The sequence below is a fragment of the Hymenobacter terrigena genome (assembly GCF_054776515.1).
Genome location: NZ_BAAHBU010000001.1, coordinates 580998 through 606825, shown reverse-complemented (window position 1 = coordinate 606825; position 25828 = coordinate 580998). Strand labels below are relative to the sequence as shown.

General features: G+C 58.7%; 23 protein-coding genes. 16 read left to right on the top strand and 7 right to left on the bottom strand.

The features are described 5' to 3' along the window. Nucleotides 1–73: 73 nt before the first annotated feature. Nucleotides 74–1573: an alpha/beta hydrolase-fold protein gene (locus ACYU7Q_RS02345; protein WP_460607826.1), complete on the bottom strand. Its 1500-nt coding sequence runs from the start codon at nt 1571–1573 to the stop codon at nt 74–76. A 196-nt stretch (nt 1574–1769) separates the two neighbouring features. Here ACYU7Q_RS02345 and ACYU7Q_RS02340 point away from each other — a divergent pair, with 196 nt between their 5' ends. From ACYU7Q_RS02340 to ACYU7Q_RS02305, 8 genes are all read left to right on the top strand, one after another. After that, nucleotides 1770–2477, top strand: a complete 708-nt coding sequence (locus tag ACYU7Q_RS02340) for an alpha/beta fold hydrolase (protein WP_460607825.1) — start codon at nt 1770–1772, stop codon at nt 2475–2477. A gap of 51 nt (nt 2478–2528) precedes the next feature. Continuing rightward, the gene (locus ACYU7Q_RS02335; RefSeq protein WP_460607824.1) at nt 2529–3713 is read left to right on the top strand and encodes an ATP-grasp domain-containing protein; all 1185 of its coding nucleotides are present in this window, start codon (nt 2529–2531) and stop codon (nt 3711–3713) included. A 77-nt stretch (nt 3714–3790) separates the two neighbouring features. Next, nucleotides 3791–4894 (top strand): carboxylate-amine ligase, encoded by a 1104-nt coding sequence (locus tag ACYU7Q_RS02330; protein ID WP_460607823.1) that lies wholly within the window; start codon nt 3791–3793, stop codon nt 4892–4894. Nucleotides 4895–5013: 119 nt separating this feature from the next. Then, the gene (locus ACYU7Q_RS02325; RefSeq protein WP_460607822.1) at nt 5014–5838 is read left to right on the top strand and encodes a type 1 glutamine amidotransferase; all 825 of its coding nucleotides are present in this window, start codon (nt 5014–5016) and stop codon (nt 5836–5838) included. 31 nt (nt 5839–5869) lie between these two features. After that, complete coding sequence (locus ACYU7Q_RS02320; RefSeq protein WP_460607821.1) at nt 5870–7060, top strand: ATP-grasp domain-containing protein; 1191 nt, start codon at nt 5870–5872, stop codon at nt 7058–7060. An 84-nt stretch (nt 7061–7144) separates the two neighbouring features. Beyond that, complete coding sequence (locus tag ACYU7Q_RS02315) at nt 7145–7666, top strand: YkvA family protein (protein WP_460607820.1); 522 nt, start codon at nt 7145–7147, stop codon at nt 7664–7666. Nucleotides 7667–7796: 130 nt separating this feature from the next. After that, complete coding sequence (locus ACYU7Q_RS02310) at nt 7797–8096, top strand: YciI family protein (protein WP_460607819.1); 300 nt, start codon at nt 7797–7799, stop codon at nt 8094–8096. Between the two features lie 55 nt (nt 8097–8151). Beyond that, nucleotides 8152–9024: a DUF1571 domain-containing protein gene (locus tag ACYU7Q_RS02305; RefSeq protein ID WP_460607818.1), complete on the top strand. Its 873-nt coding sequence runs from the start codon at nt 8152–8154 to the stop codon at nt 9022–9024. Nucleotides 9025–9181: 157 nt separating this feature from the next. Here the strand turns inward: ACYU7Q_RS02305 and ACYU7Q_RS02300 are convergent, their stop codons facing one another. Continuing rightward, nucleotides 9182–10054 carry an SDR family oxidoreductase gene (locus tag ACYU7Q_RS02300; RefSeq protein ID WP_460607817.1) on the bottom strand — a complete coding sequence of 291 codons (873 nt, stop codon included), beginning with the start codon at nt 10052–10054 and terminating at the stop codon, nt 9182–9184. Between the two features lie 189 nt (nt 10055–10243). On the opposite strand from ACYU7Q_RS02300, the gene ACYU7Q_RS02295 reads away from it, so the two are divergent. The 3 genes from ACYU7Q_RS02295 (at nt 10244) to ACYU7Q_RS02285 (ending at nt 12960) form a co-directional block, all read left to right on the top strand. Continuing rightward, nucleotides 10244–11122: a Rossmann-fold NAD(P)-binding domain-containing protein gene (locus ACYU7Q_RS02295; RefSeq protein ID WP_460607816.1), complete on the top strand. Its 879-nt coding sequence runs from the start codon at nt 10244–10246 to the stop codon at nt 11120–11122. 43 nt (nt 11123–11165) lie between these two features. After that, nucleotides 11166–12440: a BaiN/RdsA family NAD(P)/FAD-dependent oxidoreductase gene (locus ACYU7Q_RS02290; protein WP_460607815.1), complete on the top strand. Its 1275-nt coding sequence runs from the start codon at nt 11166–11168 to the stop codon at nt 12438–12440. Nucleotides 12441–12501: 61 nt separating this feature from the next. Further along, nucleotides 12502–12960 (top strand): ferritin family protein, encoded by a 459-nt coding sequence (locus ACYU7Q_RS02285; RefSeq protein ID WP_460607814.1) that lies wholly within the window; start codon nt 12502–12504, stop codon nt 12958–12960. A 260-nt stretch (nt 12961–13220) separates the two neighbouring features. Here the strand turns inward: ACYU7Q_RS02285 and ACYU7Q_RS02280 are convergent, their stop codons facing one another. Together ACYU7Q_RS02280 and ACYU7Q_RS02275 are read right to left on the bottom strand one after the other, a co-directional pair. Then, nucleotides 13221–15206: a DEAD/DEAH box helicase gene (locus ACYU7Q_RS02280; RefSeq protein ID WP_460607813.1), complete on the bottom strand. Its 1986-nt coding sequence runs from the start codon at nt 15204–15206 to the stop codon at nt 13221–13223. A 439-nt stretch (nt 15207–15645) separates the two neighbouring features. After that, complete coding sequence (locus tag ACYU7Q_RS02275; RefSeq protein WP_168673032.1) at nt 15646–15840, bottom strand: cold-shock protein; 195 nt, start codon at nt 15838–15840, stop codon at nt 15646–15648. Between the two features lie 156 nt (nt 15841–15996). On the opposite strand from ACYU7Q_RS02275, the gene ACYU7Q_RS02270 reads away from it, so the two are divergent. After that, nucleotides 15997–16407 (top strand): acyl-CoA thioesterase, encoded by a 411-nt coding sequence (locus ACYU7Q_RS02270; protein WP_460607812.1) that lies wholly within the window; start codon nt 15997–15999, stop codon nt 16405–16407. A 5-nt stretch (nt 16408–16412) separates the two neighbouring features. Here ACYU7Q_RS02270 and ACYU7Q_RS02265 read toward each other — a convergent pair whose 3' ends face one another. Beyond that, nucleotides 16413–16754 carry a hypothetical protein gene (locus ACYU7Q_RS02265; RefSeq protein ID WP_460607811.1) on the bottom strand — a complete coding sequence of 114 codons (342 nt, stop codon included), beginning with the start codon at nt 16752–16754 and terminating at the stop codon, nt 16413–16415. Nucleotides 16755–16834: 80 nt separating this feature from the next. Between ACYU7Q_RS02265 and ACYU7Q_RS02260 the strand changes: the two genes are divergently transcribed. The 4 genes from ACYU7Q_RS02260 (at nt 16835) to ACYU7Q_RS02245 (ending at nt 23563) form a co-directional block, all read left to right on the top strand. Beyond that, a complete protein-coding gene (locus ACYU7Q_RS02260) occupies nt 16835–20233 on the top strand; it encodes a UvrD-helicase domain-containing protein (protein WP_460607810.1) in 3399 nt (1132 codons plus the stop codon). 43 nt (nt 20234–20276) lie between these two features. Next, nucleotides 20277–20858 carry a hypothetical protein gene (locus tag ACYU7Q_RS02255; protein ID WP_460607809.1) on the top strand — a complete coding sequence of 194 codons (582 nt, stop codon included), beginning with the start codon at nt 20277–20279 and terminating at the stop codon, nt 20856–20858. A gap of 481 nt (nt 20859–21339) precedes the next feature. After that, nucleotides 21340–22068 (top strand): hypothetical protein, encoded by a 729-nt coding sequence (locus ACYU7Q_RS02250; RefSeq protein WP_460607808.1) that lies wholly within the window; start codon nt 21340–21342, stop codon nt 22066–22068. Between the two features lie 172 nt (nt 22069–22240). After that, complete coding sequence (locus tag ACYU7Q_RS02245) at nt 22241–23563, top strand: leucine-rich repeat-containing protein kinase family protein (RefSeq protein ID WP_460607807.1); 1323 nt, start codon at nt 22241–22243, stop codon at nt 23561–23563. Between the two features lie 75 nt (nt 23564–23638). Here ACYU7Q_RS02245 and ACYU7Q_RS02240 read toward each other — a convergent pair whose 3' ends face one another. Both ACYU7Q_RS02240 and ACYU7Q_RS02235 read right to left on the bottom strand, forming a co-directional pair. Next, a complete protein-coding gene (locus tag ACYU7Q_RS02240) occupies nt 23639–24829 on the bottom strand; it encodes a hypothetical protein (RefSeq protein ID WP_460607806.1) in 1191 nt (396 codons plus the stop codon). Then, nucleotides 24829–25755 carry an alpha/beta hydrolase gene (locus tag ACYU7Q_RS02235; protein WP_460607805.1) on the bottom strand — a complete coding sequence of 309 codons (927 nt, stop codon included), beginning with the start codon at nt 25753–25755 and terminating at the stop codon, nt 24829–24831. Before ACYU7Q_RS02235 ends, ACYU7Q_RS02240 begins: the two co-directional genes overlap by 1 nt. Nucleotides 25756–25828 lie beyond the last annotated feature (73 nt).

Sequence of the window (25828 nt, the reverse complement as noted above, 5' to 3'; positions counted from 1 at the left end):
TTTCGGGGATTTCAACGCACGACCGGGCCGGCGTGTTGTGGTGGGCGAAGGTAGAAATTTTACCGAAAACCCGCTATAAAATGGGCAAATACCGCTCGCGGATGATATTGAGGTGGTGTCGCTCGTGGCCCGGCACCATGTAGAGCAGCGCCCTTACGGTGGCCGGGCCACCGTTGGCCGTGCCCCGCCGGTCCAGTTGCTCTTCGGTGAACGTGTCGAACAAGGCCACGGTGGCGGCGCGGGTGGCATCGTACTCGGCCAATAAACTGGCGATGGACCGGGCGTTGGCTCCGCTGTGCGCCACGTAGTCGTCCTGCTCGAAGCCGGGCAGGTTCTGGCCGTCATTGCGGGCAAAGCGCATGGCGCGGTAGGCGAATACCCGTTCAGAATCAATCTGATGCAGCAGCATTTCCTTCAGATTCCATTTACCGGGAGCGTATGCTTTTTCGGCCTGCTCTTCACTCAGCCCGGCAAAAACGGCGTGAATTTCGGCGGGTTGGGAGCGCAGCACCTCGCGCGGGTCGGCTTCGGCCGGTACAAGATTGATGTAGCCGGCGGCATAGGGAAGGAAGTCACCTTCGGCGGGGCGGGTCACAGACATGGGAGTTGGAATTGAATGATAATCAAGGACTACGGCAGTCGTCAAGGGTTGCCCGGCCGCGTTTTCAGGAGTTGGCAGCACCAGTGGCGCGGCGGCCGGCGCGACTGGCGGAGCCGAAAGGGGCAGGATGGCGGGGGCTAGGTGTGGGTCGAGTTGCAGGCGCACCACCGGCAGCGGAGCAGGCAATACAGCCGAACCATTCGCCTTTCCAAATGCCCAAATTAGGAAATCAGGCATCACCCGGCCCCAGGTGTCAGGGTGGTGATGGCCGCCTTCTACCTGCACGTAGCGCAGGGCATTTTGGGTATCTAATCCGCAGGCCACCAATTCGTCAATCAAATCCAGACAGTCTTCCACTGAATCGATGACGCCGTTTTCGTTGCGGTCGCCGCGCTCATCGAGCGTGCCTACCTGCAACCAGAAACGGTGGTTGGGATGCAGCCTACCGGCCCGCACCAGACCGTGCATAATGCGGTCGGCGGGCGTGTAGCCAGCCCCAACGGCCCGCTGCCGCCACCAAAACGAGCCCGAGAAAACGCCGGCCCGCTCAAACACCTCCGGATGGTGCCATACCAAATCGAAAGCCGACAGCCCCCCGAGCGAAAAGCCCGCCATTACCACTTCTGCCGGATTGGCCGAAACCTGGTAATGCGCTTGCGCAAAGGGCATAAGCTCTTCTAGCACGAACTGCGCATACGCCCCGGCCAGGCTGCCCCGGCCGTTGAAATCGGGGTGGTCGGCCGTGCCGTATTCCTGCACCCGCAGCTCGTTGGCGTGCATGCCTACTACTATAAAAGGCAGCACCGCTTCCCGGGCATACAGCGCATCGAGGGTGGCCTGCAGGTGCAGGCGCTCAAAATCCTGCCCATCATTAAGGTACAGTACCGGGTAAGAAGTGGGCGTGGCCAGGCCCGCCGGGGGCAACAAAATGCTCAACTCGACCTCGCGCGCCAGGAAGCTGGACGGTAGCACTTCCCGGCAAAGGCGAGTACCAACGGATGACAATGGGGGGCTGGTGGGGTCTGCAAGCATCAAACAAAGTAACGCCGCCCGGTTGGAATGCGCTCCGTAATCAAATAAAAACCGGATAAATGCAGCCGGTCCATGATTTCTTTACTAGTTTGCCACACCGCTCCCCAACTATTTCTCCGCTCCCTTCCCCCACCCCGTGCAAGAACAACACCGCCGCTTTTACTCGCACCACCTCGGCCAGGACATTGATATGCTGGTTTTTGGCACTTGGGGCTACCCCGTGGTCATTTTTCCCACGTCCGGTGGCCGCGAGTACGAGGCCCGCGACTTCAAGCTCATCGAGGCAGCGCGCCCGCTGGTGGAAGCCGGCCGGGTCAAGCTTTTCTGCATCGACAGCATCGACCAGCATTCCTGGTACGCCAAGCATTTGGAACCGCGCATCCGGGTGCAGAATCACGTTTTCTACGACCGGTTTCTGAGCGAGGAACTCGTGCCCATGCTCCAGCAGGAGTGCCACGTCGATAAAATCGCGGTGGCGGGGTGCAGCTTCGGCGGCTTTCACGCGCTCAATTTTGCGTTCCGTCATCCCAACCAAGTGGCGCATTTATTTACGATGGGCGCGGCCTTCGACATCCGCCAGTTCGTAGACGGCTACCACGACGACAACGTGTACTACAACAACCCGCCCGAGTACCTACCCGGGGCCTACAACGAGCATTTCCAGTGGATGAACATCATCCTGGGCACTGCCGAGCATGACTTCTGCAAGGAAGCCAACTTCCAGATGGCCCGTTTGCTCAGCGAAAAAGGCATTCATTACACGCTGGACGTGAAGCCGTTTGGCAACCACGACTGGCCCGTATGGCGCGAAATGTTCCCCCAATACCTCGCCACCATCGGCTAAACTGCCGCCGCTTTCGTACCCCTATCACTGCCCCAAAACACCTATTTACCTATGAAAAAAATTGGCATTCTCTTCGGACAGGAAAACACGTTTCCGCAAGCCTTCGTCGACCGTGTAAACGAGAAAGCTGTGGACGGCATCACGGCTGAGTTCGTGAAGATTGAGCAGGTAGAACAGGCCGTGCCCTGCGGCTACGACGTCATCATCGACCGCATTTCGCAGGACGTTCCGTTTTATCGCGCCTACCTGAAAAACGCGGCCCTCACCGGCACGTCCGTTATCAACAACGCTTTCTGGTGGAGCGCCGACGAGAAGTTTTTCAACAACGCCCTGGCCGTGCAGCTCGGCGTGCCAGTGCCCAAAACACTCCTGTTGCCCAGCAAGGCCCGCCCCGACGACACCACCGAAAACTCGTTCCGTAACCTGACCATGTTCAACTGGGAGCGCGCGTTCGAGCGCATTGGTTTTCCAGCGTTTATGAAGCCGCACTCCGGCGGCGGCTGGAAAAGCGTCTATAAAGTTGACAACCCCGAGGAAGCCTGGCGCGCCTACGACGAAACCGGCCAGCTGGTGATGCTGTACCAGGAAGCCATTGAGTTTGACGACTATTTCCGCTGCTACTGCCTGGGCGGCAAGCACGTGCTCATCATGCCCTACGAGCCGCGCAACGCCCCCCACGAACGGTACCAGACCACCATGAAAACCCAGGGCGAAGCCGGCCAGCAACTGCTTGACACCATCAAGGACTACACCCTGCGCCTGTGCCAGGGCCTGGGCTATGACTTCAACACGGTGGAGTTTGCCGTGCGCGGCGGGGTGCCCATCGCCATCGATTTCGGCAACCCCGCCCCCGACGCCGACGTGAACTCCGTTGGTGCTGAGAATTTTGAGTGGGTGGTTGAGCACGCCGCCCTGCTGGCCATTGAGCGCGCCCAGGCCAACCAGGCCGGGAAGACCAACCTCACCTGGGGCAGCTTTGTGCAGGACTCCGTAGCGGCCGCGCCCAAAAAATCTGCTGGCAGCCGTGCCGATGTGCAGGTAGGCAGTGCCGTGAGCGAAACCAATGACTTGGGCGCCACCGGCGCTCCTAAGGCCGCCGCCAAAAAAGCTGCGCCGAAGAAAGCGGCCAGTGCCCCGAAGCCCGTGCCACCCACCGGCGAAGTGCCCGTAGCCAAAGCCCCGGCCGCAAAAAAAGCCGCCGCCCCCAAAGCTCCGGCTGCTAAAAAAGCGAAATAGCCTGCCAATCAAGTAGCCGCGCCGCATCAGGCGCAGCTATGCTTGTCTCCTTCGTCCTTCCTTCAGTCGCCCCGTCCATGCCAACCCCCGTGTTTACCCTCGGCATCGAGGAAGAATTTCAGACCATTGACCCCGAAACCCGGGAGCTTCGCTCGCACCTTTCACAAATCGTCGAAAACGGCAAAATCACGCTCCACGAGCAGGTGAAGGCCGAAATGCACGAGGCCGTGGTGGAAGTGGGCACCAATATCTGCCAGAATATTGGCGAGGCGCGCACCGAGGTGCTGCACCTGCGTCGCCAGGTAATTGAGCTGGCCGACCGGCAGGGCCTGAAAATCGGGGCGGCCGGTACGCACCCCTTTTCGCGTTGGCAGGACCAGCCCATTACGCCCGATGTGCGCTACGATAAAATTGTGGAGGAATTACAGGAAGCCGCCCGCTCCAACCTCGTTTTCGGCATGCACGTCCACGTCGGCATCGAAAACCGGGAAATGGGCGTGTATATGATGAACACGCTGCGGTATTTCCTGCCGCATTTGTTTGCACTCAGCACCAATTCCCCTTTCTGGGAAGGCCGCGAAACCGGCTATAAATCCTTCAGAACCAAAGTATTCGAGCGATTTCCGCGTACGGGGATTCCGGGCTTTTTCCACAGCGCCAGCGACTACGACGAGTTTATCGCGCTACTGGTAAAAACCGGCTGCATCGACAACGGCAAAAAAATATGGTGGGACGTGCGCCTGCACCCCTTCTTCGACACCATCGAGTACCGCATCTGCGACATGATGATGCGCGCCGACGAAACCATTGCCGTGGCCGCCATCATGCAGGCGCTGGTGGCCAAAATATACAAGCTCAAGGCTCAAAACCTCAATTTCCGCATCTACCGCAGCGCCCTCATCAAGGAAAACAAGTGGCGCGCCGCCCGCTACGGCCTCGATGGCAACATGATTGACTTCGGCATTCAGCAGGAGGTGCCCACTCGCAAGCTCATCCTGGAGCTGCTTGACTTCATCGACGACGTAGTGGACGACCTCGGCAGCCGCCACGAAGTAGAATACGTGCTGAAAATGATGGAAATGGGCACTGGGGCCGACCGCCAGCTCCAGGTTTTCCGCGAAACCGGCGACCTGACCAAGGTGGTCGACTACATTCTGGCCGAAACCACGTTCGGCCTGTAGCTTAATTATCTTTGCCTTCGCAACGCCAGCCCTCCGGTTGGCGTTGCTTGTTTTAACGCCTCGCCCAACTTGGCTTTTTTCTATTTTTTGGCTACAATGGCCTATTTATTAGCTACTCTATGAAAGCTATTCGCATTGCGATTCTGGATATGTACGATAACGCCCGCAATGAAGGGATGCGCTGCATCCGGCAGTTGCTGGCGCGGAGCGCGGAGGAAAACGGGGCCCGATTTCGCGTCGACACTTTTAATGTGCGGGCCGAAAACGAGCTGCCCGGCCTGGATTATGACATTTACGTTTCGACCGGCGGCCCTGGTAGCCCACTGCCTTCCGATGAGTTGTGGGAACCCCGCTATTTCCGGCTGATTGATACAATACTTGCTCATAATAAAAGCAATGAGCAGAAGAAGCATTTGTTACTGATTTGCCACTCCTTTCAGTTAGTGAGCCGCCATTTGGGCGTAGGCACCATCAGCCGACGCAAATCCACTTCGTTTGGCGTACTGCCGGTGCACTTTACCCCGGCCGGCGCGGCCGAGCCCACACTCCGGGGATTGGCCGACCCTTTTTACGTGGTCGATTCGCGCGATTATCAATTGGCCGACCTTAACCTGCCGCGCATCGAGGAATTGGGGGCCAAAATTCTGTGCCTGGAAAAAGAGCGTCCCCACGTGCCCCTGGCCCGCGCTGTGATGGCCATCCGCTTCTCCCCGGAGGTATTCGGCACGCAGTTCCATCCCGAAGCCGACGGCGAAGGCATGCTGCGTTACATGCTCACCGACGAGCGCAAGCAACAGGTAATCAGCGCGTACGGAGAGGCCAAATACCACGAAATGGTGCGCCTGCTGGCCGCCCCCGACACGATTGAATACACCGAATCCATCATCCTACCTACATTCTTACGTCGCGCTTTAGCCCAGTTGGGCCAGCTCACGGCCGCTTAATTACTGCCCGCATTCAGCCGCTCCTTTCCGTATGATTCCTGAGCACCGCCTCCGCTATAATGCCGCTTTCACGCCCGAGAAATATCAGGGAATGCTGGCTGATATCGAGCAGCAATTTCCCGGAAAATTGGATTTCCGAGTGGCCGAAACACCGGTATTTATTCCAGCGGATTTACGCGATAAACTAATTGCGGCGGGCAACTCAATTATTGACGTTATTCAGCAGGATAATTTCAAAGAATTAACCGAAGGAGCAATTCCCGCGCACCAGCGCGTGCCCGGCGATGAAGGCAGACCGGAATTTCTAACATTTGATTTTGCGGTGTGCCGTAATGCCGATGGCAGCCTGGAGCCTCAGCTAATTGAGATGCAAGGCTTTCCATCCCTTTATGCCTTTCAGTCCTGGTTGCCAGGCGTTTTCGAACGGCATTTCCCTATCGCTGATTCGGTATCGGCCTTTCTTAACTCACCGAATGCCGCAGGGTACCGCGAGGAAATGCGCCATTTTTTACTAGGCGGCGAAGCACCGGAGAACGTTATTCTGCTGGAAATTTTTCCGGAAAAACAAAAAACCCGAATTGACTTTATTTTAACGAAAGAATTTTGGGGAATTGAGGCTGTTTGCCTTACTAAAATCCGCAAAACCGGTCGGCAATTATTCTACGAAAAAGACGGGCGCCAAATTCCAATCAAGCGTATTTATAACCGCGTTATTTTCGATGAATTGGAGCGGTATTCGGACTTGCCCGGCGAATTCCGTCTGACCGATGATGTGGACGTAACCTGGGTGGGGCACCCCAATTGGTTTTTCCGCGTCAGCAAGTACACGCTGCCATTGCTCAGCGGGCTCTTTGTGCCGCCTAGCTTCTATCTGCATGAGCTAACGTCCTACCCGGCCGACCTGGAGAACTACGTGCTTAAGCCGTTGTTTTCCTTCGCCGGTGCCGGTGTGCGCCTGAACATCACGGCCGACGACCTGGATGCCATTGCCGACAAGGAACATTATCTGCTGCAGCGCAAAGTGCAATACGAACCCGTGGTACAATCTCCTGACGGTCTGGTTAAATGCGAAATCCGCCTGCTCTATATCTGGCATCCCGACCAAGCACGGCCTACGTTGGTATGCGGCCTCAGCCGCCTGAGCCGGGGCGAGATGATTGGGGTCGATTTTAATAAGAACAAGGATTGGGTGGGAGGTTCCACGCCCCTATTTGAGCGCTAACGACAGGCCTGGCATGAAGTGCGCATGAACAACGCGGGCCAATTGCGCGTAAAGCCCGGCCAACATCCCTTCACTCGCATTAGTATGCCCACGTCTTCGCTGGCCGAAAAAGGCCTCAAAATTTCCAAAAACGCACTTTTCAACGTCTTTATCGGTCGCGCCACCAAGCTGCTGGGCAAGCCATTTAAGGTGGTCACCATCCTGAACGAAACCGCCGATAAACTAGCCAGCAAGGATAGCACGGACAATAAATTCAAGCAGCTATTCGACGTGGGCCTGACGCTGGTGCGGCTGGTGCGTGCCTTCATCAGCGGCGAATACCGCGACATTTCTACCAATACCGTTATTTCGGGCCTGGCCGTGCTGCTCTACGTGCTGTCGCCCGTCGACTTGGTGCCGGATTTTATTCCGGTAATTGGTTTTCTTGATGATTTGAGCCTGATTGGCTGGTTTGTGGGCAAGTTCCAGGGCGAAATCCTCAAATTCCGGGAGTGGGAGCAAACCGGCGCTCGTACCGCCGTGGCCGGAACCGGCCCGGATGCTGCCGCCGAACCTGCCCGGGGCGACCAAACCCTGCCCAGCGTGGCTGAGCTGGGGCATTCGTAATTTGCTCCTTGCCGTTAAAGCCTCAGCCTCGGCTGGGGCTTTTTTCGTTAATATTCGGACCAAACCGAATGGTTATTTGCCCTTCTACTTTTAGCCACGCTCGCTCCCACCGCTGTGCCGTTCCACCCATATGCCAACTTTCGTAGTTACCCTCCGCCTGCCCGATGACTTTAACGAGGAGTTTATCGCCATTATTCCACGCCACCGCGATTTCATCAACCGCTTGCTGAACGAAAAAATTGTAGAATCCTACGCCATCAGCAGCGACCGGAGCCGGGGCTGGGTCACCATGAACGGCGAGGACGCCGCTGCGGTGCAGGCCCTTGTCGAACAGTTTCCGCTCTACCGATTTATGCGTGGTGTAGAAATTGATGAGCTGTTTATTTTCGACAGCACGGCTTCGCGCTTCCCTCACATCAACCTCAATTAAAGCTTGCGCTGCTTCGTAATTTTTGCAGCAGCCGGCCGCTCATTTTATTGTTTTTATGCCCGCTTTTCTCATTACAGCCTCTACTGGACTACGCTTCCTTATTCCGGGGGGAATATTGGCTTTAATGGCTGCCACGGCCCCCGCCACCCCGCCCACCATTACCACGGAACAGCTCACGACGCGCATGAGCGCGGCCATCGAAGGCCTGAAGTTTCTGCGCTGCACCGTAAAGGCTCAGGAACGTATTGACGGCAGCATCCATCAGGCGCGCAGCATCATGAAGCTGACATACAAGCCCCTGCGCATCTACATCAAGAACCAAAAAGGGGTGGAAGTGCTGTGGTTGGCAGGCCAGAACGGCGGCGATGCCTGGGTGTACCCGGCGGCTTTTCCCTACGTCACCCTCAGCCTGGACCCCAACGGCAAGCTGATGCGCGGCGGCCAGCACCACACGGCTTTGCAGGCCGGTTTCGGCACTATTTCGGACTTGCTGCGCACCACTGCCCTGCGCCAGGATAACTCCTACAGCCGCTCATTCCGCTACGTGGGCGACACCACGCTGCTGGGCCACACCAACTACATCCTCCGCTCCGACTACCCGCAGTACCGCTACGTGAGCTACAAAGCCGGCAAAAACGAAACCATCGGCACGGTTGCCGAACGGTTTGGCTGCGGCGAATTCCGCATCATCGAGCGAAACGGCCTGAGCATCGGCGAGAAAATACCCGAAGGCAAGGTGCTGCAAGTGCCCAATGCCTACGGCCGCCGTACCATCCTCTGCGTCGACCCCAAAACTTACCTGCCCACCATGGTGCAGGTGAATGATGAAAAAGGCTTGTTTGAAAAGTTTGAATTTCTGGATGTAATTCCCAACCAGCCCATTCCGCTGGAGGAATTCACCAAGGATTACAAAGGATACAAGCTATAAACCACGGATTCGCTCGGATTTTTCCGGATTGCACGGATTTTGTGACGAGTCATAAAAAAGGCCTGCCTATCAGCAAGCCTTTTTTGTAAAATGATAACGAGCCAGTTTACGTCTACAAAATCCGTGCAATCCGGAAAAATCCGAGCGAATCCGTGGTCTAGCGGCGCATGGTTTTCTCGATGGTATCCCACATATCGGGCGTCAGCATTTCGAGCTTGTTGAACTCGCCGGCTCCGTTCAGCCACTCGCCGCCGTCAATGGTCACGACTTCGCCATTCACATAAGCCGAGAAATCGGATACCAGATACGCAGCCAGGTTGGCCAGTTCCTGGTACTGGCCCACACGTTTGAGTGGCACGCTGGCAGCGGGGTCGAGCTTGCTGGCCAGCGGCTCGGGAAAGAGGCGGCTCCAGGCCCCTTCCGTCGGGAATGGGCCGGGCGCGATGGCATTGGAGCGAATGCCGTACTTGGCCCATTCTACTGCTAATGAGCGCGTCATGGCCAGCACGCCAGCCTTGGCCGTGGCCGAAGGAACCACGAAAGCCGAACCCACCGAGGCGTAGGTGGTCACAATATTGAGGATGGTGCCGGGCTTTTTATCAGCAATCCAGCGCTTGCCTACCGCCAACGTGCAGTTGTAGGAACCGCGCAATACGATGTCCACAATTACATCGAACGCCTTGTGGCTCAGGCGCTCAGTAGGGCTAATGAAGTTACCGGCCGCGTTATTCAAGAGAATATCCACGCCACCAAACTCCTGAATAGTGCGTTCCAGCATCGCCTCCACTTCGTCGTACTTGCGCACGTCACAGGCAATGGCCAGTACTTTGCCGCCGGTTTGCTGGCGGAGTTCATCGGCAGTTTTTTCCAACACGTCCAGCTTGCGGCTGGTGATGGTGACGTTAGCTCCCAGCTGCAGGAAATAGGTGGTCATGGCCCGGCCCAGGCCGGTGCCGCCGCCCGTTACGATGATGGTTTTGCCAGCCAGGGCGTTATCGCGCAGCATGGGCTGGGTGTAGGGTGCGTTCATTCGGAAAAAAAGACGGTGAGGGTGGGATAAGCGGGTCAGTCCGCCGCCCGAAGGTACAAGGCTGCTGGTGCGAATGTTAGCCCACCCGGCTACGAAAGCCGGATTATTTATTTTCAATGCAGAATATAGTGTTTCATATTTTTTTCTCACCTTCGTGCCTTGAAGGCTTTACTAAGGCATTGACATTTCATGACTAGTTCCATTTCCGGGGGCTCCACGAGCCCGGCTTCGGGAGCGGAGCTCCCTACTGTTTTAGTGCTGGGCTGCGGCTGGCTGGGCATGGCCCTGGCTCGACAGCTGGCCGCCTCGGGCCACCCCGTGCTGGGCACCACCACCACCCCCGAAAACCTACCCCTAATGGCTGCCGCCGGCATTCAGGGCCATTTGCTCCGGCTAGGGTCCGATTTTGGCGCGCCGTCCGAAGCCCTACTGCACCGCCTGCTCAGCGCCGCCGATGTGCTGGTGCTCAACGTACCACCCCGCGCCGCCGCCGCCGGGACCTACCCCACGATGCTACGGCCCATCCACCGGGCGGTGGCGGCAGCTGGCACCCCACACGTATTGTTTGTGAGCTCAACCAGCGTGTACCCAAATGAGCCGCACCGCATGCGCGAAACCGACGCCATCAGTACGCGTGACGCAGCATCGGATGTACTGCGGGCCGAGGGCCATTTCGTGCCGCGCTACGGCCAGTGGAAAAGTACCGTGGTGCGTCTGGGTGGCCTCATTGGCCCGGACCGGGCACCCGGCCGCTTCCTAGCGGGCCGCCAGGGCCTCGACCAGGGCAATGCGCCCGTCAACCTCGTGCACCTCACCGATGTGGTGGGCGTGCTCTCCTGCATCATCGAGCGCGGGGCTTGGGGGCACACCTTCAACGTCTGCGCCAACCAGCACCCGCCTCGGCGCGACTTCTACCCCGCCGCCGCGCAATACCTCAACCTGCCCGCGCCCACTTTCAAAGACGAACAGGGCGTGAGCGGCAAAACCATCGACAGCAGCCTGGTGCGCAACATCGTACCTTATCAGTTCAAGCACGACGACGTGCTGGCCGCGCTGGCCTATTGCTAATCCGGCCCAACCTAGTGGCAGGCGGCTACTGTACCTTTGTCCTGTGAAATCTGCTGTAGCTCCCCCCCTCGTGGCCGTCCTCGGCGGCGGGGCGGCTGGTTTTTTTGGTGCCATTGCCTGCGCCGAAGCCAACCCCAACATCCCCGTCATTTTGCTGGAAAAGACGGGCAAGCTTCTCGCTAAAGTGCGCGTGTCGGGCGGTGGGCGTTGCAACGTGACGCACGCCTGCGACACACCGGCGCAACTGGTAGCCCACTACCCGCGCGGCAGCAAACAGCTCAAAGCCGCTTTTCAGCAATTCGGCGTGGCCGAAACCATTGCCTGGTTTGCCAAACGCGGCGTAACGCTGAAAACAGAGGCCGACGGTCGCATGTTTCCCACCACCGATTCGAGCGAAACCATTGCCCAAGCGCTGGAAGAAGCCGCCCGTCGGGCCGGCGTCCGCATCATCACCAACGCTAGTGTTGATGAAATTCAGCCTTTGTCCGAAGGTGGCTTTAATCTAAAAATCAGTGGTTCGGGCAGCGCGCAGCTGGGCTCGTCATTGCAGGTTTCGCGACTGCTCATCGCCACTGGCGGTAATCCCAAATCGGCTAATTATGACTGGCTGCGCGCCCTTGGCCACTCCATTGCCGAGCCAGTGCCTTCCCTCTTCACCTTCAACGTGCCCAACTCGCCCCTGAGTGAGCTCATGGGTGTGAGCGTGCCCCAGGCCCGCGTGGTGCTGGCCGGTGAAAAGCTGCAATATGAAGGCCCGCTGCTGGTTACGCACTGGGGCGTGAGCGGCCCAGCTGTGCTGAAACTCTCCGCTTGGGGCGCCCGCCGCCTCAGCGAGCTGGGCTACGTAGGCACTGCCCTTATCAACTGGGCACCAACTTTTACCGAAGAAACCCTGCGCCCCTGGCTGCAGCAGTTCCGGCAGGACAATGGCAAGAAAACAGTGGCCAGTAACCCCCAGTTCGGTCTGCCGCAACGCCTGTGGCGCAACCTGACCGAGCAGGCCGGTATCGCCACCGAAACGCGTTGGAGCGACCTACCCGCCAAAGCCCAGAACCGTCTGCTTGAACTGCTGCTCCGAATGCCGCTGGCTGTGCGCGGCAAAACCACTTACAAAGAGGAATTTGTAACCTGCGGCGGAGTCACCCTTGATGAAGTTGACCTCAAAACCATGCAGAGCCGCCGCGTGCCCGGCCTCTATTTTGCCGGCGAAGTGCTCGATATCGACGGCATCACCGGCGGCTTCAATTTCCAGGCTGCCTGGACTACTGGCTTCCTGGCCGGACGCGCGATGGCCGAACCGTTGGCGGCGGCAGTGTAACCTTCCACGCGGCTCAGCAGTAAACGAGGCATAATCTTTCACCTCAAAATACTCTTTCCTCATGGAAGCCAAAGCCACCCAAGCCCTGCTCAACGAACTGGTTGAAACCCTCAAAGATGGCCAGAAAGGCTATGCCGAAGCCATGGTCGACGTCCAGGACGCCGACCTGAAGGATACTTTTAAGCATTTCGCCGCCCAGCGCTCCAGCTACCTCAATGAAATTGAGGACCAGATGTTTAAGCTGGACCTCAAGCCCGACACCGACGAAGGTGCCAAAGGTTCTATTACTGGTGCCCTTCACCGCACTTGGATTGACTTGAAATCGGCCGTAACCGGCAAAGACCGTCACAGCATCCTCGCCGAGTGCGAGCGTGGCGAAGACTACGCCAAGAAAGCTTACCAGACCGCGCTGAAAGCCGAAGGCCTGCCCTCGGCCCTGAAAGCAGTTATCGAAAAGCAGTACCAAGGAGTGGTTGAAGGCCACGACAGAATCAAAGCCCTGCGCGATTCGTCGAAATAAAGACCACAGATTTTACCGGATTTGACGAATAGAAACAGTTTCTATTGCTCAGTCCGCTTATTTCTGTAGCCTTCAAAATCAAAAAAGGCCCCTCGATTAATCGAGGGGCCTTTTTTATAGCACTAACTTAAATAAATAACCTTGCTAATTATCATCAACAAGCAATAAATATATAATGACCAAACCGCTCAACTGATAAGTATCGGCCGGATTGTAATAACACGACCGAATCCGTACTTATCCGTTAAAATCTGCGATTCTTATTCGTCAAAGTTCTCATTGCGGGGAGCACGAGGCGTGGGGCGCGTATCGTACTCACGAGGCGTACCGTAGCTCGGCTTGTTGCCATAGCTGGGGCGGTTGCCGTAGCCCGACTTGCCCGTGCCGCCTTCGCGACGGTCGCCGTAGCTAGGGCGGTTGCCATAGCTGCCACCATCGCGGTTGCCTTTGTAGCCGCCACCGTAGCCGCCTTCGCGGCGCTCGCCGCCGAAGCTGCCGCCACCGCGGTTGCCTTTGTAGCCGCCACCGTAGCCGCCCTCGCGACGCTCGCCGCCGTTGAAGGGACGACGCTCGCGGTCGCCGCCGAAGCTGCCGGGGCCACCACCGCCCGTGCGGTTGAAGCCTTCTTCTTTCGCAGCCGCATCCTGCACTGGTGTAGCAATGCTGAAGCTAACCGGCGTGCCCTGGATGCTAGTGCGGCCCAGTTTCTCTACAATCTCATTGGCAAACTCCGAGGGTACTTCCACGAAGCTGAACTTGTCGTAGAGAGCGATGTCGCCCACTTTGGCGCCCGTCAGGTTGCTCGATTCCGAAATCAGGTCCACGATGTCGCGGGGGTGAATCCGGTCTTTCTTACCCATGGTCACGAACAGGCGGGTGTAGCCGGGACGAGCCTGGCCGGCCGCCTTGCTGGCGTCGAGGCTTTGCTGCGCGCTCTTGTCCTCCTTCATCGTCATCTTCAGCAGTGCTGCCGCGATGTCGAGCGAGGTGATTTCGTCGCCCTGGTCGAGCAGGCGCTGCACGCGGCCCACGTATTTCTCCAGGTTGCCCTTCTCGATGATTTCCTTGATTTGGTTTAGGAACAGCGTGGTTTTCACCTCCGACACATCGGCGAACGACGGCACTTGGGCCAATTTGATGTCGGCCTTGGTGAAGCGCATGATGTCGCGCAGCTTGTAGATGTCGCGGCCGCTCACAAACGTGAACGCCTTGCCCGACTTACCAGCGCGGCCCGTGCGACCGATGCGGTGTACGTAGTATTCTTCGTCGGCGGGCAGGTCGTAGTTAACTACCGCTTCCACATTGTCGACGTCGATGCCGCGGGCTGCTACGTCGGTAGCTACCAGCACTTCCAGCGTCGATTTGCGGAATTTATCGAGCGTGTTCTGGCGCTGCTGCTGGCCCATGTCGCCGTGCAAGCCTTCGGCGAAGTAACCTTTGGCTTGCAGGTCGGCCACGATTTCGTCCACCATACGCTTGGTATTGGCGAAAACGATGGTCGACTTCAGGTTGTACATGTCGAGCAAACGGGTCAGCACGTCCTTTTTCTGGGGGCCGCGCACCTCGTAATAGCTCTGCTCGATGTTGGTAACCGTCATCGTCTTATGGTTCACCTTCACAATCTGCGGGTCGCGCTGATATTTCTTGGTGAGTTCCATGATGGGCTTGCTCATCGTGGCCGAGAAGAACACCGTCTGGCGGTCTTCGGGCATCTTGCTGAGCACGTACTCGATGTCCTCGCGGAAGCCCATGTCGAGCATTTCGTCGGCTTCGTCGAGGATGATTTTCGTGGTTTTGTCGAGGCGCAGGGTGCCGCGCTCGATGTGGTCCATTACGCGGCCGGGCGTGCCAATCACAATCTGCACGCCACGCTCCAGGGCGCGGAGCTGACGGTCGTAGGGGCTGCCACCGTAGATGGGCACCACCATCAGGCCGCGCTTATACTTGCCCAGCTTCTGGATTTCGCCCGAAACCTGCACCGCGAGTTCGCGGGTGGGGCAGAGCACCAATACCTGCACGTCCTTGCTCTCGGTATCGATATTGTCGATGGCGGGAATGGAGAAGGCAGCGGTTTTGCCAGTACCCGTCTGGGCCTGGCCGATAACGTCTTTGCCGGCGAGCAGCACGGGAATGGCAGCGGCCTGAATGGCCGAAGCTTCCTCGTAGCCCATCTCGGTGATGGCGCGTTGTACTTCCTCGGAGAGGTTCAGTTCGTCAAAGCGAACCACAATTTTTTCAGCTTCCATGATTGGAGTTGATAAGGGGAAAAGAGACATAGCTCTGAAAACAGCCGTACTCAGCGACGTTTCCCCTCCTTCTACCTTGTCACAATCAGGTGGGAAAAAACAACCAAAAAACTACGCGGCCAATGCGTTAGCGCCTCTCTCGGGCGTGCGCGGACTTGGGCCGTCCTCAAATGCGGGTGCAAAGGTAGGATTTTTATTTGGGAAAAGCTAGACAATAGGTAAAATCAATTTCAGAACCTTTCAAAACGTCATGCTGAGCGCAGCCGAAGCATCTCGTGTGCCACCACTAATTTTTGCCTTATGATTGGATTACTATGGCACGCGAGATGCTTCGGCTGCGCTCAGCATGACTTTATAGGAAATATTGGCCATTCCAACGGGCATAAAAAAAGCCCGCCGGAAGGCGGGCTTTCTTATCAAGAACAAAGTTAGGACAGGACTAAACCAGCGTCACTTTCACAGCGTTCGGGCCTTTTTTGCCCTGAGCTACTTCGAACTGAACTTTGTCATTTTCGCGAATCGAGCTTACTTGCAGGTCGCTGATGTGTACGAAAATGTCATCGCCAGTTTCGTCGTTTTTGATGAAACCAAAGCCTTTGGTCTCATTAAAGAATTTTACCGTTCCGGTGGGCATGGTGGTTGGTTGTGGAGTTTCCCTAAGCTTTTGGGCCACCGTGGCTTGGTTTCTTAGGTTGCGTCAAAGATAGGCAGAAATTCCAAATCACCAAGTCGATAGACTTTTTTTTCAATCAGTACCGACCTTTGCTTTCTTCCCCTCCTACTATACAGTATGCCCACCGCGCCCGCCCACGCTTTTTCGCACGAATTTCAGGTTCCAGAAAGTGCCATTGATGCGCTGGGCCACGCCAATAACGTGGAATATGTGCGCTGGGTGCAGGAGGTGGCCGGCGCGCACTGGCTGAGCATCTGCCCGGCTGAGCTGCGTGACCAGATTATCTGGGTGGTGCGCGAGCACCGGATTCGCTACCTGCAATCGGCTTTCGCAGGCGAGATGCTGCGGGCCACCACCTGGGTGGGCGAAACTAGTGGGGCCACGTCACTGCGCTACACCCGCCTCACCCGCGCCGCCGATGGCGTGCTGCTGTGCGAGGCGGAAACAACTTGGGTGCTACTCGACCCCAAGAGCGGCCGACCGGTGCGCGTGACGGCGGAGATGGTGAGCTGGCTTGTCAACGATTAACGTATTTATTTATCTATTAGTGTAAACCCTCTTGTACCATCGCAAGGATAATCAATCTTGAGAGTAGAATGCTTTTTCCTTATAATAAAGAATGTTACTCCTCTCGCTTTAATTAATGTATCACCTATTTCAAGAGAGTCCTTAAGAGGCAGGTAAAATGCATCTTCGTCATAATACGTGACTTTCATGTGAGTCTCTGGATTTAATCCTTCTAAGAGAATTTCTCCTCCTGCTCGGCCTTTGTCTGTGACAATTAAATTCGTCTGTTTTTCAAGAAAGTTTTTTTTGTACACTTCACACGGAAGCACCTTCTCACGCGTACTTATCCAAAAAACAAGAACTGTCACAATTATCGAAATAACTATACTCAAAATTTTCATTTTGTCCGCTAAGCCATTCATTACAGATTTTCTTTAAATAAATATATATGCCTCCCTCCTTCCGCATCTATTCCTCTTCGGCCGGCTCGGGGAAGACGTACCAATTAACGAAAGAATACCTGCTGCTGGCGCTGGGGGCCGATGACCCGGCGTATTTCAAGCGGGTGCTGGCCATTACGTTTACCAACGATGCGGCGGGGGAAATGAAGCACCGCATTGTGGATGCGCTGCGGAATTTTGCCTACCCGGCGGCGGGAAAAACGGATGCACTGCTGGCCGATATTGCGGCGGAACTGAAGCTACCCGAGACGGAGGTGAAGCGGCGGGCGGCGGAGACGTTCCGGCTGGTGCTGTACCACTACGCCGATTTTGGGGTCAGCACGATTGACTCGTTTGTGCAGCGGATTGTGACGGCGTTTACCCGGGAACTGGGCTTGCCGGCCACGTTTGAGGTTGAGCTGGACACCGATGCAGTGCTGCAAAGCGCCGTGGCTGCGCTGCTCGACAAGGTCAACCGCGACCCTAATAGCAAGCTGCTCTCGCAGACGCTGGCGGAATATGCGCTGGGGCAGGCCGACGAGGGCAAAAGCTGGAGCCGGCTGCCGGAGGAGCTGGCGGGCTTCGGGCGGGTGCTGTTTAACGAGACGGTGCAGGAGGCGGTTGCGCAGCTCGACAAGCTAAGTCTGGCCGATTTCCGGCGGCTGGACAAGGAAATCCGGGCGCGGCGAGCGGAAATTGAGGCGGCGTTTGGGCAGACGCGGGAGGTGGCGCTGGCGGTACTGGACGCCGCAGGCGCCACGGAAGCCGACTTTTTCCAGGGCAAGCGCGGTATTTTTGGGTACGTGCAGAAGGGCGTGGATTTGCTGGCCCCTGAGGCCGGGCCGAACAGCTACGTACGCGCCACCTTGGCCGATGACAAATGGTACAGCGGCAAAATCAAGACGGCGGCTGATAAAGAACGGGTGAATGCGGTGAAGGAACCGCTGAGCCAATTGGTGGCGACGCTGGATAAATTACGCGCCGACTTTTTGCCTAATTATGTATTGTTGGCGGCGATGCAGCCGTATTTATTTCACGCTTCGTTATTGAGTGAATTAAATAAGATTGTTGAGCAAATTAGCCGCGAGCGAAACGTGGTTCTAATCTCGGAATTCAACCGGAGAATTGCCAGTATTGTGCTCACTGAGCCGGTGCCGTTTTTGTACGAGCGGCTGGGTGAGAAATACGAGCATATTCTGATTGACGAGTTTCAGGATACGTCCGTTCTGCAATGGAATAATTTGCTGCCGCTAGTGGAGAATACGCTGGCTAATGGGCACTCCAGTCTGGCGGTGGGCGATGCCAAGCAGGCAATTTATCGCTGGCGTGGAGGCGAGATGGAGCAGATTCTGCGGCTGCACCAGGGCAACACAGAGGCGCTGGCGGCGCGGGCCCGGGAGCCGGAGATGCGTGAGCTGCTGCGGGGACGCTACGAGTCGTTTCGCGGCAAATTAGAGCCTAAGGCTCTGCAGGTGAATTACCGCTCGGCGCGAGAGATTATAGACTTTAACAACTCCTTTTTTAAGGCAGTGAGTGACCGGCACGAGGCACTGGGGCTGGTGACGGGGATTTATGACGCGCATTTTGGGCAGCAGGTGCCCGAATCGCAGCAGGCCGACCAACAGGGGCATGTAGAGTTATTATTCACCCAAAAAGATGCGCCCGCGCTGATTTTCGACCCTGCAACCGGCACCTACACCGCCGATGCCCTCCCCGGCCACGCGCCCGAGGCGCTGCTGGGCTACGACGAAAGCACCTGCTACCTCACGTTGCAGCTCGTGGAGCAGGCCCTGCGCGACGGCTATGAGTTGCAGGATATTTCGGTGCTGTGCCGCACGCGCTACGCCAGTAAAATCATTGCCAAATTCCTGAAAGAGCGGGGGTACGCCATTATTTCGGCCGACTCACTGGCGCTGGAATTTGCGGAGGTGGTGAACTTGCTGGTGAGCATTCTGCGGGTGCTGCACCAGCCGGCCGATACGCTGGCGCGGGCCGAGGCCCTGTTGCTGGTGGACAAAGTGGTGCGCGGGCTGGCGCCCACGCCGGAACGCGCCCGTCACATTGCCACGGTGGCCAACGCGGCGGGCGGCACGTCCTTTTTCGATGAGCTACGGGCACTAGGCTATGACGTGCAGGAACACGAAACCGGCAACCTGGGCCTCTACGAGCTGGCCGAGCGGCTGCTGAATCTGTTCGGGCTGCTGGGGCGCAACGGGGAGAGCGAGTACCTGTTCCGCTTCCTCGATTTGACGCTGGAATACAGCCTGAAATTTGGCAACAACCTGGGCAATTTCCTCACGCACTGGGAGGAGCGCAAGGGGCGCATCAGCATCAACGCGCCGGGTGGGCGGGCCGCTATTACCATCACCACGGTGCACAAGGCCAAGGGCCTGGCGTATGGGGTGGTGATTGTGCCCTTTGCCGACTGGAGCCTGGAGCCGCACCGGGGCACCCTACTGTGGGGGCATTTGGAGGCCGGCCAGAAGCCCATCGAACTGATGCCCGACGTGGCGGTGGTGAGCCTGAGCAAGGGCATTCAGCAGACGGTATTGGGCGGGCAATACGACGAGGAGCGCGAGAAAACCTTCCTCGAAGGGCTGAACACGCTGTACGTGGCCTTCACCCGGCCGCGCCACCGCCTCTACGTCATCAGCAAGCGGCCGGAGGAGAAGAAAACCACCAAAACCGATGAACTGGAAGCCGCCGCGCCCGCCGCGGCGGCCCGCACCGTGGCCGATTTGCTCCACGGCTACCTCCAAAGCCGCGGCCAGTGGCAGGAGGAACAGGTGTCTTTCGTGGTTTCGAAAGGCACGCCAGCCGCCAAAAAACCTGACAACAAACAACTAACAGCTAACAGCTACGAATTAACCAATCTCGCCGCCGCGCCATGGGAAGAGCGCCTCAAATTGCGCCGCCACGCCACCACGCTCTTCGATTTTGACGAGCAAAAGGCCCAGGGCGAGTGGAATCGCAAGCTGCACTTTGCCCTGCGCCGCCTGCTCACGGCCGGCGATGTGGGCCGGGTGGCCAGCCAGCTTGTGGCCGAGGGCATCCTGAGCGCCCGCGAGCGGCCCCAGCTGGTCGAAAGCCTGGAACAGCTGGTGAGCGACCCGCGCCTGGCCCCCTACTTCGCCCCGCACCTGAGCGTGGAAACGGAGCGCGAAATACTGGTGGGAGGCGTGAAGCTGCGCGACTATAAGCCCGACCGCGTGGTGCTCGAACCCTCCCTCGAAGAGCACCACCGCCTGGGCGGCCGCGTCACGCTGCTCGATTTCCGCCTGCCCCCGCCGCAGGAGAAACATAAGCGGCTGCTGCGGAATTATGCCACGCTATTCGAGCAATTAGGATACACGGAGGTGCGCGGGGTTATTTATTATTTCGGGACGGGGGAAGTGGTGGAGGTGTGAAAGTAGACGTCGATAGAAGAGAAATCCATAAACAACTTTTTGTATGTATACATCTTTACGCCAAAAGAATTATCGCTCTGCGGCAGTGCTTATATGCTGCATAGCTTCAATTAGCGCGCAAATGCCTACCCAGCTAAATTACACGCAGTCAACGCATCCGGGTCTCTATTCAGTAGTCTTCCCAGCTCGCCCGACCACGCGTGGCCCCCTACGTCAACGCAATGCGTTGGGAGAATGGGTCGAAGCCGTTATAGATGAAGTTGAGCTGCCAGCCAGCGCTAAAGCGAATGTATGGTACGTGGTGACTTTTGGGTCCTATAGTGCAACACCGGTCAGTTTGCAAGCAACTCTCTCATCCAGCGTAAAACGGGCAGACCGCATCTGTGATGAGTTGTATGGCAACAATGGCAATATTGTATATGCCCGCTTGGTTACCCCCCCTGAATTAGCCCCGCTCAAGCTGACTTGCCAAGAAATAGTGTGGCGGAATGAACAGGGTGATTTTGCCTATATGCGCACCTTTTATCACCGCGGCATGGCGATTACGCTTGCCGTATCCGGCACGGGGGCTACCTATAATAAAACAGAAGTAGCCCGCTTCCTCTATTCGTTCAAGCCGTTGTAGCTGTTTATGCTGTTGCACATCTGCAACGCCCTGTCCTTTTCATTTGGATAAGAAGTAAGGGTTCCCTATAAACCCCGCTTCATGAACCCTCGGCTATTCCAGTAGCCGGGGGTTCGCCTTTTTAGGGGCAAGCGCTGGCCGGGGACTAACTACGCGTGGGACGAAGATAGGCGGGCGGTCCACCCGGCCAAATTCCGCCGGGGCTTCCAACTCAAGGTGCCGGAAGCTCCGGCGGGCCGTCGGAACATTCAGCACGCGGCGACAAGCCCCCGCCGGAGCCGTTGGAACCAGGTGACAAGGACACCGGCGGGCCGCCGGGCCATCCGGCGCTTCGGTCGAAGACCGGGGCGGCGCGCCCCGCCAATTGCCGCCCACGCTCAGGGCCGGAGCGGGAAATTTTGCCCCGTCAATATTTCTGCGCACCTTAGACAGGCCGTAATTCTGCGGCGCTTTCCAACCCTCATTCTTACTTGTTTACCTCATGGCAGACCAATCTACCACGCCCGTTCCGGCCGGTGCTTCTACCCCCACTTCTACCGCCGACGCGGTGGTGAACCCCAAACTCCTCATCCCCAAAAAAGACGGCCCGCTGGCTGAGGTGGGCCGGCTCGCGGCCGAAGCTTGGGGCAAGGAACCCTGGTTTGTGTTGCGCTGGAAAACGCAGGCCGATTTCGCCAAGCTCGTGGCCGATTTTAGCAGCGGCATAACCGAAAAGCGGAGCGCGGCGACGGCCCGCACCCCGCAAAGCCAGCGCTTACAGGAACTCGATGACCAGTTTGATGAGGGCCTGCGCATTCTGAAAAAATACATTGACGAGGACAGCGGCTACAGCAAGGCCAAAACGGATGCCCGTTTGCCCAGCTTCGGGCTGGTGGCGCGCAACAACGGCAGCTTCGCCCTGAGCCGCGACCGTGACGAGCGCCTCGTGGCCCTGCGCGATATGCTGCTGCCCAGCGTGGCCGCCGCGCCCTTCGCCAAGCGCGACTACGGCACGGCCTTCTGGCAAACCCGCTTCGATGAGTACAAAACCCTGCTAGACCAGACCGGCGGCCTGGCCGGCCAGGTGAGCAAGTCCGTCAGCAAGAAAGACGTAGCGAAGCTGGAGCTGCGCCGGGTGCTGCAAGCTGTGGTGTACGCGCTGAAGGCCAATTTCCCGGACACGTTCGAGGCCGAATTGCGGAGCTGGGGCTTCCGGAAGGAGAGCTATTAGGAAAGCTTTTTAGGCGTTGATAGCACGTCATGCAGAGCGCAGCGAAGCATCTTGCCCGCCACCAGTAGACCTTTTCGATTGGGTTAGTGGCGGCGGGCAAGATGCTTCGCTGCGCTCTGCATGACGTTCTTTTTTGTCGTTCAAAGTCCGCGCTACGCCGACCTTTGCGCCCATGCACACCCTTGCCCAATTGCGCGCTGGCCAGCTTCACGGCCTCAAGCGCTTAGATTTAGCCGAAGGCCTGACCGAATTTCCCCGCGAAATCTTCGCCCTGGCCGATACCCTCGAAGTCCTCAATCTGACCGGCAACGCCCTCTCCGCGCTGCCCGATGACCTGGGCCGGCTGCACAAGCTGCGGGTGCTGTTTTGCTCCGATAACCAGTTTACCGAAGTGCCCGCCGTGCTGGGCCAGTGCGCCACGCTGCAAATGGTCGGCTTCAAGGCCAACCAGATACGGACGCTGCCGGCGGCGGCCCTCACACCCGCGCTGCGCTGGCTCATCCTCACCGATAACCAGCTGGAAGCATTGCCGGCCGAAATCGGCCACTGCCAGCACCTACAGAAGCTGATGCTCGCCGGCAACCAGCTGCGCGAGCTGCCCGAAACCCTGGTCCAATGCACCAAGCTGGAGCTGCTGCGCATTGCCGCCAACCGGCTCACGGAGCTGCCGCAGTGGCTGCTGGCCCTGCCGCGCCTGGCATGGCTGGCCTACGCGGGCAACCCCTTCGGCGCGGTGGCTGAGGCGGCGGCGGAAAAGCTACACCTCATCGGCGGCATTGCCTGGGACAAACTGACCATCGAGCAGCAGCTGGGCGAGGGAGCTTCTGGGGTGATTTACCGTGCCCTGTGGGAGCAGCCCAATGTGGAGGACACCGAGGTAGCCGTGAAGCTCTTCAAAGGCGCCGTGACCAGCGACGGCCTGCCCCACTGCGAGATGCTGGCCACCATCAAAGCCGGCGCGCACCCCAACCTGATTGCCGTGCTGGGTCGCGTGGCCGGCCACCCCGCCGGCGCCGAAGGTCTGGTGCTGGAACTGATTGACGAAGCCTTCGGCAACCTGGCCGGCCCGCCCAGCCTGGCCACCTGCACCCGCGACGTGTACCGGCGCGGCACCTCGTTCAGCCTCGAAACGGCTTTGGCTATTGCTTCAGGCATTGCCGCCGCCGCCAATCATTTGCACGCGCAGGGCATTCTGCACGGCGATTTATACGCCCACAACATCCTGACTACCCGCGAAGGCAACGCGCTATTGGGTGATTTTGGGGCCGCCAGCTTCTTCAATCCCGAGGCTGCGGCCACTGCCCAGGCCTTGCAGCGGCTGGAAGTACGCGCCTTCGGCTGCCTGCTGGAAGAGTTGCTGACCCATTGCGACGAGGCCGACAAAGCTCCGGCGGCAGTGGCGGTGCTTTGGGACTTGCAGCGGCGCTGCGGGCAGGCAGATGTGGCGGCGCGGCCGTTGTTTGCTGAGATTGAGCGGGTGCTGGCCGGACTGTAGCGTGGACTCTGCGAGTCCGCGCATCGTTGGTGCTGCCTCGCTCATGCGCGGACTCGCAGAGTCCACGCTACAGTGTTACTCCAGCCGCTGGTAGCGGATGCGGGGCTGCACGCTGCTGGTATCCACGTAGAACGCGAAGGTGGTTTCCGCACTGTTGACTTCGACGCGCACCTCAGCCAGGCGCTTGGGCGGCGTGAAGCGCGGCATGGTGGCAAAGCGCAGTTCCACGGGCACGCCCGTGCCTGCCAGCGGCAGCAGGTAAAGGCCGCGCTTGTCATCGAGCAGGTACTGCGTGGCAGTGGCCCGCAGCTGGAAGCTGGGAATGGTGTAGCCCATTTCCTCGTAGTAGCCCTGGTAGTGGAAGCGGCGCAGCACGCGCCCGGTGCGGATGTTTCTCACGAAGGCATTGGGCGCGCGCAGCTGTTGCACGGTGGGCGTGCGACCGTAGCCTTCCATGCCATCGGCAAAGCGGATGGGGTGCGCCTTGCCGGGCGCGTACACCACCAGTACGGTGCTGTCGCTGAGGAAGGAGGCCCCCACCAGCTCGGCATCGGGCCGCTCGAAGCGCATGGGCGGCCGGCCGGGCCGCAGCAGCTCCGACGCCGTGAGCAGGGCCGCGCCATTGGGCGAGAGGGCAGGCTCGCACTCCGGGCCACCGCCGGGGCCGCGGCCTTCGCTCAGGCGTAGCACGTTACCGGCCAGGTCCAGCATGAGCACCACCTGGCTGCCTACGTCGCTATCGGGCACCATGAAATCGAGGGTGAAAACCAGCGCGCCCAGCGGCCGGCTATAGCCCAGGAACTGCGGCAGGTAGGCCTCGCTTTCGGTCACGATGTCGGCCCCAGCCTTCTTAAAAAATGCCGCTTTGCGCAGCTTGCGGCTGAAAATCTGGCGGCCGGATTGCTCGCGCAACGTCACGGTATAGTAGCCCTCAAAGCCCCGCACGCGCTTGAAGCGACCGGGCGTTTCTTCGTAGGTAGCCGTGAGGCGGTGGGTGGAGTCGGTTTCGGCGGCCAGCAGCAGGTGGTAGGGCTGGCCGTTGAGCAGCACCAGCGTATCGGCCGCGGCGGGCGGGGCCCAGCCGGGAATTTCGGGCGGCGGCTTTGGCTTGGCCTGGGGGGTCGGGACGACAGGCGACGGCGCGGGCAGGGGCGCTGGCGCGACCGCCACGCTGGGCATGGCCCGCGCATCTGAACGGGTAGAATGGAGCTTCTGCTCGCAGCCTGCCAGCAGCGCCAGCAGTCCGACGGCAACTAGATTGCGCATTATTTCGAGAGCCAGCCGTTGGCGTCGAGCCAGTTGCGCAGGCGGTCCGTCCAGAGGTCTTTGGTGGTTTTATTGTTGAGCCCGAAGCCGTGGCCGCCCTTGGGGTAGAGGTGCATTTCGGCCGGCACGCCGTGGCGCAGGCAGGCCTGGTAGAACACGATGCTGTTGTTCACGGGCACCGTTTTGTCGTCCTGAGCGTGCACGAGGAAGGTGGGCGGCGTCTGGGCCGTCACCTGCAATTCGTTGGAATACTGCCGGATTTGCGCCGCCGAGGGCGTTTTGCCCAGCAGGTTATCGCGCGAGCCCGTGTGTTTCAGGGTATCGCTGAAACTGATAACCGGGTACATCAGCACCAAAAACGCGGGCCGCACCGAAGTCGGCCCCACGTTGTCGCCCACCGGCTTGGCAAACTGGGTGCCGGCCCACGCCGCCAGGTGCCCGCCCGCCGAGAAGCCCATCAGGCCAATGCGCTCGGGATTGATGCTGTATTTGGCGGCCTGCTGGCGCACGAGGCGCAGGGCCTGCTGGGCATCGAGCAGCGGGGCAATGGATTTGTCGGGCTGGCTTTCGTCGTTGGGCAGGCGGTATTTCAGCACGAAGGCCGTCACCCCGAACTCGTTCAGGCGCTTGGCCACGTCGTAGCCCTCGCTGTCGATGGACAGCCGGGTGTAACCACCGCCGGGGCAAATAATAACCGCCGTGCCGTTGGCCGTGCCTGCCGCCGGCAGGAATGCCGTGAGGTTGGGCTGCACCACGTTGGAAATCCGCACCCCGCCGTTGGCCAGCGTTACGCTGGTTTCCTGCACCGCGCTGGGCTTGGAATCGGGCACGGTGCCCGTATAAATCGGGAAAGTCTGCTGCGCGAGCAAGCGCCCGGAAGCCAGCAGCAGAAATCCCACAAAGGCAAGAGTAGCGGTTGTTTTCATAGGTTGGAGGATTGTACGCAAAAGTACACCAGACGGCTGTAAGGTGGCATTATGAAACAAGCAGGTGGTATTA

Excerpts from the sequence above, each read along its gene's own strand:
- ACYU7Q_RS02335 (WP_460607824.1), top strand. The coding sequence starts at position 2,529 with ATGAAAAAAATTGGCATTCTCTTCGGACAGGAAAACACGTTTCCGCAA.
- ACYU7Q_RS02330 (WP_460607823.1), top strand. The coding sequence starts at position 3,791 with ATGCCAACCCCCGTGTTTACCCTCGGCATCGAGGAAGAATTTCAGACC.
- ACYU7Q_RS02325 (WP_460607822.1), top strand. The coding sequence starts at position 5,014 with ATGAAAGCTATTCGCATTGCGATTCTGGATATGTACGATAACGCCCGC.
- ACYU7Q_RS02320 (WP_460607821.1), top strand. The coding sequence starts at position 5,870 with ATGATTCCTGAGCACCGCCTCCGCTATAATGCCGCTTTCACGCCCGAG.
- ACYU7Q_RS02315 (WP_460607820.1), top strand. The coding sequence starts at position 7,145 with ATGCCCACGTCTTCGCTGGCCGAAAAAGGCCTCAAAATTTCCAAAAAC.
- ACYU7Q_RS02310 (WP_460607819.1), top strand. The coding sequence starts at position 7,797 with ATGCCAACTTTCGTAGTTACCCTCCGCCTGCCCGATGACTTTAACGAG.
- ACYU7Q_RS02305 (WP_460607818.1), top strand. The coding sequence starts at position 8,152 with ATGCCCGCTTTTCTCATTACAGCCTCTACTGGACTACGCTTCCTTATT.
- ACYU7Q_RS02300 (WP_460607817.1), bottom strand. The coding sequence starts at position 10,054 with ATGAACGCACCCTACACCCAGCCCATGCTGCGCGATAACGCCCTGGCT.
- ACYU7Q_RS02295 (WP_460607816.1), top strand. The coding sequence starts at position 10,244 with ATGACTAGTTCCATTTCCGGGGGCTCCACGAGCCCGGCTTCGGGAGCG.
- ACYU7Q_RS02285 (WP_460607814.1), top strand. The coding sequence starts at position 12,502 with ATGGAAGCCAAAGCCACCCAAGCCCTGCTCAACGAACTGGTTGAAACC.
- ACYU7Q_RS02280 (WP_460607813.1), bottom strand. The coding sequence starts at position 15,206 with ATGGAAGCTGAAAAAATTGTGGTTCGCTTTGACGAACTGAACCTCTCC.
- ACYU7Q_RS02275 (WP_168673032.1), bottom strand. The coding sequence starts at position 15,840 with ATGCCCACCGGAACGGTAAAATTCTTTAATGAGACCAAAGGCTTTGGT.
- ACYU7Q_RS02270 (WP_460607812.1), top strand. The coding sequence starts at position 15,997 with ATGCCCACCGCGCCCGCCCACGCTTTTTCGCACGAATTTCAGGTTCCA.
- ACYU7Q_RS02260 (WP_460607810.1), top strand. The coding sequence starts at position 16,835 with ATGCCTCCCTCCTTCCGCATCTATTCCTCTTCGGCCGGCTCGGGGAAG.
- ACYU7Q_RS02255 (WP_460607809.1), top strand. The coding sequence starts at position 20,277 with ATGTATACATCTTTACGCCAAAAGAATTATCGCTCTGCGGCAGTGCTT.
- ACYU7Q_RS02250 (WP_460607808.1), top strand. The coding sequence starts at position 21,340 with ATGGCAGACCAATCTACCACGCCCGTTCCGGCCGGTGCTTCTACCCCC.
- ACYU7Q_RS02245 (WP_460607807.1), top strand. The coding sequence starts at position 22,241 with ATGCACACCCTTGCCCAATTGCGCGCTGGCCAGCTTCACGGCCTCAAG.
- ACYU7Q_RS02240 (WP_460607806.1), bottom strand. The coding sequence starts at position 24,829 with ATGCGCAATCTAGTTGCCGTCGGACTGCTGGCGCTGCTGGCAGGCTGC.
- ACYU7Q_RS02235 (WP_460607805.1), bottom strand. The coding sequence starts at position 25,755 with ATGAAAACAACCGCTACTCTTGCCTTTGTGGGATTTCTGCTGCTGGCT.